Consider the following 11876-nt stretch of genomic DNA (forward strand, 5'->3'; position numbering starts at 1 on the left):
GTACTTTCCTCCAACTCTACCCGCGTAGAAATTTTGTGCGGGTAGTCTGAAGGAACCTGCTCAGCACCACACACCGGGAGTGCCAGTGGCACGCGTCGTAGTCGACGTCATGCTCAAGCCGGAGATCCTCGACCCCCAGGGCCAGGCGGTCCAGCGTGCGCTGCCGCGCCTGGGATTCGAAGGGATCTCGGACGTACGTCAGGGAAAGCGTTTCGAACTGGAAGTTGACGGGCCGGTCGACGAAGCCGCGCTCGCCCGGATCCGCGATCTTGCGGAATCCTTCCTCGCCAACACGGTGATCGAGGACTTCACGGTCCGGGTCGACGAAGTCGCGGAGGCGGCGAAGTGACCGCTCGTATTGGCGTCGTCACTTTCCCGGGCAGCCTGGACGACCGGGACACCCAGCGCGCGATCCGCCTCGCGGGCGCCGAGCCGGTCGCCCTGTGGCACAAGGACAAGGACCTCAAGCAGGTCGACGCCGTCGTCCTGTGCGGCGGTTTCTCCTACGGCGACTACCTGCGGGCCGGCGCCATCGCCCGTTTCTCGCCGGTGATGGAGTCCCTGATCGAGCAGGCGAAGGCCGGACTGCCGGTCCTCGGCATCTGCAACGGCTTCCAGATCCTCACCGAGGCCCACCTCCTCCCGGGCGCGATGCTCGGCAACGACCACCTCCACTTCATCTGCCGCGACCAGAAGCTGCGGGTGGAGAACGCGGAGACCTCCTGGACCGGCGACTACCGCGCCGGCCAGGAGATCCACATCCCGCTGAAGAACATGGACGGCCGGTACGTCGCCGACGAGTACACCCTCGACAAGCTGGAGGCGGAGGGCCGCGTCGCCTTCCGGTACGTGGACTTCAACCCGAACGGTTCGCTGCGGGACATCGCCGGCATCACCAACGAGGCCGGGAACGTCGTCGGCCTCATGCCGCACCCCGAGCACGCCGTCGAGCCGCTGATCGGTACGGGCCGTACCGACGGCCTGCCGTTCTTCACCTCGATCCTCAAGAAGCTGGTCAACGCATGAGCCGGACGCCTCTGGACACGGTCGAGCACGCGGCCGCGACCCCCGACGTCGAGCTGCCCTGGGCCGAACTGGGCCTGAAGAAGGACGAGTACGAGCGGGTGGTGGAGATCCTCGGCCGCCGCCCCACCGGCGCCGAACTCGCCATGTACTCGGTCATGTGGTCCGAGCACTGCTCGTACAAGTCCTCCAAGGTGCACCTGCGCCAGTTCGGCGAGAAGGCCCCGCAGTCCGACGCCCTGCTCGTCGGCATCGGCGAGAACGCCGGTGTCGTCGACGTCGGCCAGGGCTACGCGGTCACCTTCAAGGTCGAGTCGCACAACCACCCGTCGTACGTCGAGCCCTACCAGGGCGCGGCCACGGGTGTCGGCGGGATCGTCCGCGACATCATCGCGATGGGCGCCCGCCCGGTGGCCGTCGTCGACCCCCTGCGCTTCGGCGCCGCCGACCACCCCGACACCAAGCGCGTCCTGCCGGGCGTGGTCGCCGGCATCGGCGGCTACGGCAACTGCCTGGGCCTGCCCAACATCGGCGGCGAGGTCGTCTTCGACTCCTGCTACCAGGGCAACCCGCTGGTCAACGCCGGTGCCATCGGTGTGATGCGGCACGAGGACATCCACCTCGCCAAGGCCTCCGGCGCGGGCAACAAGGTCATCCTCTACGGCGCCCGGACCGGCGGCGACGGCATCGGCGGCGCGTCGATCCTCGCCTCCGAGACCTTCGACGACGCCAAGCCGTCCAAGCGCCCGGCGGTCCAGGTCGGCGACCCCTTCCAGGAGAAGCTGCTCATCGAGTGCACCCTGGAGGCGTTCCAGGAGAAGCTGGTCGTCGGCATCCAGGACCTCGGCGCGGCCGGTCTGTCCTGCGCCACCTCCGAGCTGGCCTCCAACGGCTCCGGCGGCATGCGCGTCACCCTGGACGACGTCCCGCTGCGCGACTCCACGCTCTCGCCCGAGGAGATCCTCATGAGCGAGTCGCAGGAGCGCATGTGCGCGGTCGTGGAGCCGGAGAAGGTCGACCGCTTCCTGGAGATCTGCGAGAAGTGGGACGTCATCGCCACCGTCATCGGTGAGGTGACCGACGGCGACCGCCTGGAGATCTACTGGCACGGCGAGAAGATCGTCGACGTCAACCCCCGCACGGTCGCGCACGAGGGCCCGGTCTACGAGCGCCCGTACGCCCGCCCCGAGTGGCAGGACGCCCTCCAGGCCGACGACGCCAACAAGCTGCCCCGCCCGGAGACCGGCGAGGAGCTGAAGGACCAGGTCCTGAGGCTGGTCGGGTCGCCGAACCAGGCGTCGAAGAAGTGGATCACGTCCCAGTACGACCACTTCGTGCAGGGCAACACCGTCCTCGCCCAGCCGGAGGACTCCGGCATGATCCGCGTGGACGAGAAGACCGGTCTCGGTGTCGCCATCGCCACGGACGGCAACGGCCGCTACGCCAAGCTGGACCCGTACACCGGCGCCCAGCTGGCCCTGGCCGAGGCCTACCGGAACGTGGCGACCACCGGCGCCAAGCCGCTGGCCGTCTCCGACTGCCTGAACTTCGGCTCCCCCGAGGACCCGGCGGTGATGTGGCAGTTCGCCGAGGCCGTGCGCGGTCTCGCCGACGGCTGCCGGCAGCTCGGCACCCCGGTGACCGGCGGCAACGTCTCGCTCTACAACCAGACGGGCGAGGTGGCGATCCACCCGACCCCGGTCGTCGCGGTCCTCGGCGTGATCGACGACGTCGCCCGCCGCACCCCGGTCGCCTTCCAGGAGGAGGGCCAGCTGATCTACCTCCTCGGCGACACCCGCGAGGAGTTCGGCGGCTCGGCCTGGTCCCAGGTGATCCACGACCACCTGGGCGGTCTGCCCCCGCAGGTCGACCTGGAGCGCGAGCGGCTGCTGGCCGAGATCCTGATCTCCGCCTCCCGCGACGGCATGATCGACTCGGCGCACGACCTTTCCGACGGCGGTCTCGTCCAGGCGGTCGTGGAGTCGGCGCTGCTCGGCGGCAAGGGCGCGCGGCTGGTCGTCCCCGACGGCCTGGACGCCTTCACCTTCCTGTTCTCCGAGTCGGCCGGCCGCGCCATCGTCGCCGTGCCGCGCTCGGAGGAGGTCCGCTTCAACGACATGTGCGGTGCGCGGGGCCTGCCGGCCACCCGCATCGGTGTCGTGGACGGCGACACGGTCGAGGTGCAGGGCGAGTTCACCCTCTCCCTCACCGAGCTGCGCAAGGCGCACGAGGAGACGATCCCGGCGCTGCTGGCGTAAGCGGCATCCCGGCACCCGGCCCCGCCCGCTCCGGCAGGCGGGGCCGGGTCGTACCCGCCGGACGCGCGACGTCAAGTGGGGGACACCGGCGTACTGTTGGCGGGCATGGAGGTGCTCTGACTCTCATGCCACCGGCCAAGAAACGTGCCCGCAGCTACGACCCGGCCAAGACCCGGGCCGCGGTCCTCGCCCAGTTCGGATCCGTCCGGGAGGCCGTCCGAGGCCTCGGTGCCGAGCAGCTCGGCCTGCCCACCCGGCTGGGCGAGTGGACCGTACGGGACCTGATCGCGCACATCGGCATGGCGGTCACCGCCGTCCACCGGGCGCTCGATGTGCCCGCGCCGCCGAAGCAGACCGTCACCGTGGCCGAGTGGCCGTTCTCCACCGCGTCGCACGCCGCGGCCATCGACGACTTCACGCGGGGCCTGACCGCCGTCCACCCGGACCTCGACGCATACCTCGCCGACGTGGACCACAGCCTGCGCGCCCTGCTGGACGAGCACCCCGGCAGTCGGCTGCTGGACACCAGCGCCGGCGCCCTGCCGCTGGCCGACTACCTCGTCACCCGCACCGTCGAGCTGGTCGTCCACACCGACGACCTGAACGCCGCCGTCCCGGGCCTGGACGTGCCCTGCGACCGGCAGGCCCTGGCCGCCGCCACCCGGCTGCTCGCCGACGCCCTCGCGCTGAAGGCGCCCGGCGGCTCCACCGAGGTGCGCGTGCCGCCGTACGCCGTCGTGCAGTGCGTCGAGGGGCCCCGGCACACCCGCGGCACCCCGCCCAACGTCGTGGAGACCGACCCGCTGACCTGGCTCCGGCTCGCCACCGGCCGAGTGACCTGGCAGGACGCGCTGGCCGAGGCGAAGGTCAGCGCGAGCGGGGAGCGGGCCGACCTCGGAGGGCTGCTGCCCGTCATGGGCTGACCCACGTGGTGCCGGGCGGGAACCGGTCGTACCGGACACCCGTCGAACCGGTATGAACCGGTACAAGCAGCGCGTGACCCTGGCGGTGGCCGCCGTGCTTCTCCCGTTCGCGGTGGCCTGCGGCAGCGAGAAGGGGGACAGTGAGGCGATGGGCGTCCAGCAGCCGGTGACCGGGATCGACTGGCGGGTCGACAGCATCACCGTCGGCGGCACGAACCGGCCCGCGCCCGCCCCCGCCCGCCTGCGCATCGACGAGGACGGCAGGGCGGCCGGCAACCTGGGCTGCAACCACTTCAGCGCCCGGGCCACCGTGCGCGGCGACCGCATCACCATCGGCGACCTGCGCACGACCCGGATGGCCTGCGGCGAGGAGCGGATGGCGTTCGAACGGGCCCTCGCCCGCACCCTCACCACCGGCACGCTCACCGCCGAGCGCCACGCCGCGAAACTGACGCTCACCGACGGCGACGGCGACCGCGTCCACCTCAGTCGCAGCGCCTCCGAATGATGTGCGACACCTCACTCATGCATACGGCGAAGATGCCCGTGACCGGTCCGCAGGGGGCGCAAGAAAACCCCGTCGGCCGGTGACGAAACGCCGTGACCAGCGAAAACGTAGAAACCACCAAGGTGATCGAGACCGGTCGTGCCGTTACGGGGGCGTATCCCCAATTCGGACCAGTGGTCGATCTCGCCTACACTCGGTGGCGTGCCACGTGGTGACGGTCGACTCAATCACGATCTGCTTCCCGGCGAGAAGGGCCCCCAGGACGCTTGCGGCGTCTTCGGCGTCTGGGCTCCGGGTGAAGAGGTCGCAAAGCTCACGTACTTCGGGCTCTACGCCCTCCAGCACCGGGGTCAGGAATCCGCGGGAATCGCGGTCAGCAACGGCTCCCAGATCCTCGTCTTCAAGGACATGGGCCTGGTCTCCCAGGTCTTCGACGAGACCTCGCTCGGTTCGCTCCAGGGTCATATCGCGGTCGGACACGCCCGCTACTCGACCACCGGCGCCTCCGTGTGGGAGAACGCCCAGCCGACGTTCCGCGCCACCGCGCACGGCTCGATCGCGCTCGGCCACAACGGCAACCTGGTCAACACGGCGCAGCTCGCCGAGATGGTCGCCGAACTGCCGAACGACAACAACAGCCGCTCCACCCGGGTCGCGGCCACCAACGACACCGACCTGCTGACGGCCCTGCTGGCCGCCCAGGTCGACGAGGACGGCAAGCCGCTCACCATCGAGGAGGCCGCCCATCAGGTCCTCCCGAAGGTGCGGGGCGCCTTCTCGCTCGTCTTCATGGACGAGCACACCCTCTACACCGCCCGCGACCCGCAGGGCATCCGCCCGCTGGTCCTGGGCCGCCTGGAGCGCGGCTGGGTGGTCGCCTCCGAGTCCGCCGCCCTCGACATCGTGGGCGCCAGCTTCGTCCGCGAGATAGAGCCGGGCGAGTTCGTCGCCATCGACGAGAACGGCCTGCGCAGCTCCCGATTCGCGGATGCGAAGCCCAAGGGCTGTGTCTTCGAGTACGTGTACCTGGCCCGCCCGGACACCGACATCGCCGGCCGGAACGTCTACCTCTCCCGCGTGGAGATGGGCCGCCGGCTGGCCAAGGAAGCCCCGGCGGAGGCCGACCTCGTCATAGCGACCCCGGAGTCCGGCACCCCGGCCGCCATCGGCTACGCGGAGGCCTCCGGCATCCCCTTCGGCGCCGGCCTGGTCAAGAACGCGTACGTGGGCCGGACGTTCATCCAGCCCTCGCAGACCATCCGCCAGCTGGGCATCCGCCTGAAGCTGAACCCGCTGAAGGAAGTCATCAAGGGCAAGCGCCTGGTCGTCGTCGACGACTCGATCGTGCGCGGCAACACCCAGCGGGCCCTGGTCCGCATGCTGCGCGAGGCCGGCGCCGCCGAGGTCCACATCCGGATCTCCTCCCCGCCCGTGAAGTGGCCCTGTTTCTTCGGCATCGACTTCGCCACGCGCGCGGAGCTGATCGCCAACGGCATGACCATCGAGGAGATCGGCACCAGCCTCGGCGCCGACTCGCTCGCCTACATCTCCATCGACGGCATGATCGAGGCGACCACGATCGCCAAGCCGAACCTGTGCCGCGCCTGCTTCGACGGCGAGTACCCGATGGAGCTGCCGGACCCCGAGCTGCTCGGCAAGCAGCTCCTGGAGACCGAGCTGGCGGCCGGTCCCGCGGCCACGGCCGCCTCCGACGCGATCCGTCGCCCGTAACACCCCTGCAGTACGACACGAAAGCTCTCACAGTCATGTCTGAGACAACTGGTGCCAGCTACGCAGCGGCGGGCGTCGACATCGAGGCGGGAGACCGCGCCGTCGAGCTCATGAAGGAGTGGGTGAAGAAGACCCAGCGCCCCGAGGTCCTCGGCGGCCTCGGCGGCTTCGCCGGGCTCTTCGACGCCTCCGCCCTCAAGCGCTACGAGCGCCCGCTGCTCGCCTCCGCCACGGACGGCGTCGGCACGAAGGTCGACATCGCGCGCCGGATGGGCGTCTACGACACCATCGGCCACGACCTGGTCGCCATGGTCATGGACGACATCGTGGTGTGCGGTGCCGAGCCGCTGTTCATGACCGACTACATCTGCGTCGGCAAGGTGCACCCCGAGCGGGTCGCGGCCATCGTCAAGGGCATCGCGGAGGGCTGTGTGCTGGCCGGCTGCGCCCTGGTGGGCGGTGAGACGGCCGAACACCCGGGCCTGCTGGGTGAGGACGACTTCGACGTCGCCGGGGCCGGTACGGGCGTCGTGGAGGCCGACCGGCTGCTGGGCGCGGATCGCATCCGTACGGGTGACGCCGTGATCGCCATGGCGTCCTCCGGGCTTCACTCGAACGGGTACTCCCTGGTCCGCCACGTCCTGCTGGACCGCGCCGGGCTGGCCCTGGAGACCGAGGTCGCGGAGCTGGGCCGGACCCTCGGCGAGGAGCTGCTGGAGCCCACCAGGATCTACTCGCTGGACTGCCTCGCGCTGACCCGCACCGCCGAGGTGCACGCCTTCAGCCACGTCACCGGCGGCGGTCTGGCCGCCAACCTGGCCCGGGTGATCCCGGACGGTCTGCACGCCGTGGTCGACCGCTCCACCTGGACCCCGGGCGCGATCTTCGACCTGGTCGGGAAGACCGGGAACGTCGAGCGCCTGGAACTGGAGAAGACCCTCAACATGGGCGTCGGCATGATCGCCATCGTCCCGGAGGAGTCGGCCGAGGTGGCCCTCGCGACCCTGGCCGACCGGGGCGTGGACGCCTGGGTCGCCGGCGAGATCACCGAGCGGGGCGAGAAGACGACCGGCGCGGAGCTGGTGGGGGACTACGCCGCCTGACCGTGCGGACAGCACAGAAGCCGGTCGGTGGCTGTGCCACCGACCGGTCTCGTGCTCAGTGCAAGGTCAAGCGCCTCGACGGTGCTGTGCGGGACCCTCGTCCTCGTCGTCGTCCTCATAGAGGTCGGCGTAACGGGAGTACAGGTCGTCGTCGTCATGCTCATCGTCCTCGAAGCGGTCGCCGTTCGGCGACTGGTTCGACGTCGATGCGCCCAGCTCCTCGGCCAGGCGTGAGAGGTCCGTCCCGCCGCTGTTGTACTTCAGCTGGCGGGCGACCTTCGTCTGCTTGGCCTTGGCCCGGCCGCGCCCCATGGCTCGACCCCCTCAACGACGGGGCTCGACGGCCCCAGAGTCTGACACGCGTTCATGATCTGGAACGGACTCTCCATGGAGAGGCCGGTCCGTAGGGCTTCCACGGTACCTGAGCCCGCGCCCATACGGTACGTCGCCCGCAGCACGCGCGTGTGCCCAGGACCTTCGAGGCGCCCCGTCCTCGCTGGTCAGTGGCGATTTTAACCACTTATCGGGGAACGACCCGCCGGGGGAAGTGAGAGTTCTCTCTAAGTTCCCGCCGACGGGTACCGCTCGTGTGTGCGAACGGGCTAGCGCGCGACGCGTTCCGCCCGGGCGTCCGCCATCCGCTGCTCGGCGATCCGGTCCGCCGCCGCGGCCGGCGGAATCCCGTCTTCCTTCGCACGTGCGAATATGGCCAGCGTGGTGTCGAAGATCTTCGCCGCCTTCGCCTTGCACCGGTCGAAGTCGAACCCGTGCAGCTCGTCGGCCACCTGGATGACCCCGCCGGCGTTCACCACGTAGTCCGGCGCGTAGAGGATCCCGCGGTCGGCCAGGTCCTTCTCCACACCCGGGTGGGCCAGCTGGTTGTTGGCCGCACCACAGACCACCCGGGCGGTGAGCACCGGGACGGAGTCGTCGTTCAGGGCGCCGCCGAGCGCGCACGGGGCGTAGATGTCCAGCCCCTCGACCCGGATCAGCTCCTCGGTGTCGGCCACGGCCGTCACGCCCGCGGGGTACTGGTCGAGGATCCGCTGGACGGCGTCCGCGCGCACGTCCGTGATCACGACCTCGGCGCCCTCGTCGCGCAGGTGCTTCACCAGGTGGTGGCCGACCTTGCCGACGCCGGCGATGCCGACCTTGCGACCGCGCAGCGAGGGGTCGCCCCACAGGTGCTGGGCGGAGGCGCGCATGCCCTGGTAGACACCGAAGGCGGTGAGCACCGAGGAGTCGCCGGCGCCGCCGTTCTCGGGGGAGCGGCCGGTGGTCCAGCGGCACTCGCGGGCCACGACGTCCATGTCGGCGACGTAGGTGCCGACGTCGCAGGCGGTCACGTAGCGACCGCCGAGCGAGGCGACCATGCGGCCGTAGGCGAGGAGCAGCTCCTCGGTCTTGTCGCGCTCCGGGTCGCCGATGATCACGGCCTTCCCGCCGCCGTGGTCGAGGCCGGCCATGGCGTTCTTGTACGACATCCCGCGCGCGAGGTTGAGGGCGTCGGCGACGGCCTCGGCCTCCGTGGCGTACGGGTAGAAGCGCGTGCCGCCGAGGGCGGGGCCCAGGGCGGTGGAGTGGATGGCGATCACGGCCTTGAGGCCGCTGGCCTGGTCCTGGCAGAGCACGACCTGCTCATGACCACCCTGGTCCGAATGGAACAGGGTGTGCAGGACATCAGCAGGCGCGCCGGTTACGTCGGTCACTGTGGTGACTCCTGTGTACAAATCGGCGAGTGGGGTCGGTCCCCGTACGGGTGGCGGGGAGCCGTGGCATGAGCGTAGAGCCTCGGCTCCCTCACCATCCGCGCAGTGTTCAGGATCACTCTCCCGAGCCCTCGGTGCACGTATGACCGTGGCACGATTTGCAGTGGTTTCGAGCCGGGCCCGATGGGGAGGGAGCAGGCGTGCCGAAGGTGTCCTCCGTGGTCGTCCCCTATGCCGCGTACCTGCGCGTGTACGAGCCGCTGGGCGCCTTCCCGGAGCCGGAGCGCAGCCACTGGGCGCGCTACGCCCGCCGCCCCGACCGCCCCTCCTACCAGGACGAACTGCGTCGGTCCCTGGCGGACCTGCTGCCCATCCCGCCGATCGCGGTGCCGGTGCACGAGAGCAGCGACGCCTTCGTGCTGGAGGTCGACGGGGTGGTCTGCGTGTGCCCCTGGCGGACCCGGCTGCGCGGCTGGCAGGCCCTGGACGGGCTGGCCGAGGAGCTGCCGCCGCCGGTGCTGGACGCGGTGCTGCCGCCCGTGGTGCGCCGCCAGGCCGCCCAGGACTACGAGCGCTGGCTCGCCCGCAACCCCGACGCCCGCCCGTGGATCCGGACGGCGACCTGGCAGGTGCCGCTGAACTGGTTCGTGCTGGTCTCGGACGAGGAGCGGCGGTACGACAAGGGCACCGCGGACGTGCCGCCGGTGCTGCGCTACCGCACGCCGATGGTGCAGGCCCGGCGCCGGGTGGCGCGGGGGCTGCGCACGCTGCGGGACACCGTCGAGGAGGGCCCGCTGGTCGACGGTCTGCTGGACGTCGGGCGCTGGCTGGAGGAGTTCCACCCCCGCTCGCTGGTGGAGCTGGACTACGGCGGCCTGGTGCACGTGCTGCCGGCGGGCGAGCTGGAGGACGACCACTCGGCGGCGGACGTGGCGGCCGGCATCGAGGCGCTGCGCCGGGGTGACGGGACGGCCGCCGGGGAGGCGTACGGGCGGCTGGTCGAGCGGTGGCGGACGGTACGGGACAGGCGTTCCGCGAACTGAGTGACGTACGTCACGGTCAAAAACGCCCCGAACGACGTACGTTCTACTCGCTTAGACCACCTGACGGGATGTTGGTCCCGATCTGGACTTTTGTCCCAAGGGTGATGGATGGCACTTACCCGGCCCTTGCGCCTCTTGCTATCCCTCGTGCCAAAATAGGACAAGGAGTCCGGGGAGGGCTCCGTCCGTCCAACTGTGCTCCAACTTGGGCGGATTCTCAGCATTGCACGCTTTGGGGGGTCTGGTGACTCCTGAGCGCCACTGTGACTGATCGTCACAGTGGCGTGACTGTCCGCTATGGCATGGTCCATCGGCTTCCGTCGCTGATGAACACCTGGGAGGGCAATTCCATCGGTTTGGCCGACGCGGCTGGACAGATGGTGTAGTTGTAGTGCCGAGGACAAGCCGTTCGTCCTATAACCGACTCGACTCGCGTCCGCCATTTCGGGCAACGCGGGTCAAGGTGCAGAATTTAGAGGAAAGAACCGAGAAGGTTCGGTTCTCCCGAGGAGGCCGCTCATGACCGCTCGCACCCCTGATGCCGAGCCGCTGCTGACCCCGGCTGAGGTCGCCACCATGTTCCGCGTCGACCCCAAGACGGTCACGCGGTGGGCGAAGGCCGGCAAGCTCACGTCCATCCGCACGCTCGGCGGGCACCGCCGCTACCGCGAGGCCGAGGTCCGCGCTCTGCTCGCGGGCATCCCGCAGCAGCGCAGCGAGGCCTGAACAACTCCATAACCGGGCAAGACGGTCGGTCCCCCAACCGGCCGAGGCGCCCGAAACCCTAGCTCCAAGCGACGCGGGACCTGCCCCAACAGGACCCTCGCCCAAGCCGAAGAGAACGTCATAGGCAGCGACACAGGGTGCGTCGTCGATCGCGCTGGACTCCGCCGGGTCCAGCGCGATCTTTTTTGTGCGCCTCCTTGTAGGAGTCTGGGGAGGCCTGTCGGAACGGCTGTGGACCGGGTCTGGGAGCGGTGCAATTGCACATATTAAATTGACCCTTTGTATGACAGGGGTAAGTGCCGCAGTTTCAAAAACTCATGCGGTGACTCCCGTCACACGCGCAGGCGCTTGTTGCTCGCGACCCGCGTGGGTTAGAGGAGCGGCGGGGCGGGTGGGCGGGACTCAGACTCCCACGCCCGTACGGCGGTTGAGCCCGCGGAGGGTCACGCGTCCCGGGGGGCCTCCTCGGCGGCCTCCTGCTCCTCCTCCTGCCCCTGCGGGCCGGCGTCCATCGCCAGCCGCAGCAGGCGGTGGCAGATGGGGCAGTGGTGCGTGAGGTGCCGATAGGACGAGGCGGCCGACAGATGGGCCCTCAGGAGCGCCCGCGTCTCGTGCCTGACCGACGCCGTCATACGCCACCTCCAGGGGCCGCACAGGAGGAACGGGCCCTGCTCCCTGGGTACCGAGGGAATGTGACCCCGTCAAGGCCGCGCGCCGCCCCCAGAGGTGGCACAGCGGGCCCCGTCCCGGACCGGAACAGCAAGAAGGGCCCCTTCCGGGGGCCCTTCACGATGCGGTCCTGACGGGATGTGCTGTGTTTGATTGCGGCTCCGCCGCGGGCGCGGCCTCTGG

At 70.0% G+C, this 11876-nt stretch carries 12 protein-coding genes; 9 read left to right on the plus strand and 3 right to left on the minus strand.

Going from position 1 to position 11876, the window contains the following annotated elements; genetic code table 11:
- Positions 1-85: 85 nt before the first annotated feature.
- The 7 genes from purS to purM all read left to right on the plus strand — a co-directional run bounded on the left by purS (position 86) and on the right by purM (position 7546).
- Positions 86-349 carry a phosphoribosylformylglycinamidine synthase subunit PurS gene (purS, locus tag ABZ923_RS01400; protein ID WP_014673609.1) on the plus strand — a complete coding sequence of 88 codons (264 nt, stop codon included), beginning with the start codon at positions 86-88 and terminating at the stop codon, positions 347-349.
- Complete coding sequence (gene purQ / locus ABZ923_RS01405) at positions 346-1026, plus strand: phosphoribosylformylglycinamidine synthase subunit PurQ (RefSeq protein ID WP_361465204.1); 681 nt, start codon at positions 346-348, stop codon at positions 1024-1026. Before purS ends, purQ begins: the two co-directional genes overlap by 4 nt.
- A complete protein-coding gene (gene purL, locus ABZ923_RS01410; protein ID WP_361465207.1) occupies positions 1023-3281 on the plus strand; it encodes a phosphoribosylformylglycinamidine synthase subunit PurL in 2259 nt (752 codons plus the stop codon). Before purQ ends, purL begins: the two co-directional genes overlap by 4 nt.
- 125 nt (positions 3282-3406) lie before the next feature.
- The gene (locus ABZ923_RS01415) at positions 3407-4204 is read left to right on the plus strand and encodes a sterol carrier family protein (protein WP_361465209.1); all 798 of its coding nucleotides are present in this window, start codon (positions 3407-3409) and stop codon (positions 4202-4204) included.
- Between the two features lie 73 nt (positions 4205-4277).
- Positions 4278-4712 (plus strand): META domain-containing protein, encoded by a 435-nt coding sequence (locus tag ABZ923_RS01420; RefSeq protein WP_361465211.1) that lies wholly within the window; start codon positions 4278-4280, stop codon positions 4710-4712.
- A gap of 201 nt (positions 4713-4913) precedes the next feature.
- Positions 4914-6443 carry an amidophosphoribosyltransferase gene (purF, locus tag ABZ923_RS01425; protein ID WP_361465214.1) on the plus strand — a complete coding sequence of 510 codons (1530 nt, stop codon included), beginning with the start codon at positions 4914-4916 and terminating at the stop codon, positions 6441-6443.
- Positions 6444-6478: 35 nt separating this feature from the next.
- Complete coding sequence (gene purM, locus ABZ923_RS01430) at positions 6479-7546, plus strand: phosphoribosylformylglycinamidine cyclo-ligase (RefSeq protein ID WP_361465217.1); 1068 nt, start codon at positions 6479-6481, stop codon at positions 7544-7546.
- A gap of 66 nt (positions 7547-7612) precedes the next feature.
- Here the strand turns inward: purM and ABZ923_RS01435 are convergent, their stop codons facing one another.
- The gene (locus ABZ923_RS01435; RefSeq protein ID WP_030348846.1) at positions 7613-7858 is read right to left on the minus strand and encodes a DUF3073 domain-containing protein; all 246 of its coding nucleotides are present in this window, start codon (positions 7856-7858) and stop codon (positions 7613-7615) included.
- Between the two features lie 290 nt (positions 7859-8148).
- The gene (locus tag ABZ923_RS01440) at positions 8149-9255 is read right to left on the minus strand and encodes a Glu/Leu/Phe/Val dehydrogenase dimerization domain-containing protein (RefSeq protein WP_361465219.1); all 1107 of its coding nucleotides are present in this window, start codon (positions 9253-9255) and stop codon (positions 8149-8151) included.
- Positions 9256-9455: 200 nt separating this feature from the next.
- On the opposite strand from ABZ923_RS01440, the gene ABZ923_RS01445 reads away from it, so the two are divergent.
- Both ABZ923_RS01445 and bldC read left to right on the plus strand, forming a co-directional pair.
- On the plus strand, positions 9456-10298 hold the full coding sequence (locus ABZ923_RS01445; protein ID WP_361465221.1) for a hypothetical protein: 843 nt from the start codon (positions 9456-9458) through the stop codon (positions 10296-10298).
- A 519-nt stretch (positions 10299-10817) separates the two neighbouring features.
- The gene (gene bldC / locus ABZ923_RS01450; protein ID WP_003949541.1) at positions 10818-11024 is read left to right on the plus strand and encodes a developmental transcriptional regulator BldC; all 207 of its coding nucleotides are present in this window, start codon (positions 10818-10820) and stop codon (positions 11022-11024) included.
- Between the two features lie 443 nt (positions 11025-11467).
- Here bldC and ABZ923_RS01455 read toward each other — a convergent pair whose 3' ends face one another.
- Complete coding sequence (locus ABZ923_RS01455; protein WP_361465224.1) at positions 11468-11656, minus strand: DUF6274 family protein; 189 nt, start codon at positions 11654-11656, stop codon at positions 11468-11470.
- Between the last annotated feature and the right edge of the window lie 220 nt (positions 11657-11876).

It is taken from the genome of Streptomyces sp. NPDC046881 (assembly GCF_040645015.1).
In the GTDB taxonomy this organism is placed as follows: domain Bacteria; phylum Actinomycetota; class Actinomycetes; order Streptomycetales; family Streptomycetaceae; genus Streptomyces.

Bases quoted from the DNA above. Each gene is read 5' to 3' on its own strand.
- purL (WP_361465207.1), top strand. From the start codon at position 1,023: ATGAGCCGGACGCCTCTGGACACGGTCGAGCACGCGGCCGCGACCCCC.
- ABZ923_RS01415 (WP_361465209.1), top strand. From the start codon at position 3,407: ATGCCACCGGCCAAGAAACGTGCCCGCAGCTACGACCCGGCCAAGACC.
- purM (WP_361465217.1), top strand. From the start codon at position 6,479: ATGTCTGAGACAACTGGTGCCAGCTACGCAGCGGCGGGCGTCGACATC.
- ABZ923_RS01435 (WP_030348846.1), bottom strand. From the start codon at position 7,858: ATGGGGCGCGGCCGGGCCAAGGCCAAGCAGACGAAGGTCGCCCGCCAG.
- bldC (WP_003949541.1), top strand. From the start codon at position 10,818: ATGACCGCTCGCACCCCTGATGCCGAGCCGCTGCTGACCCCGGCTGAG.
- ABZ923_RS01455 (WP_361465224.1), bottom strand. From the start codon at position 11,656: ATGACGGCGTCGGTCAGGCACGAGACGCGGGCGCTCCTGAGGGCCCAT.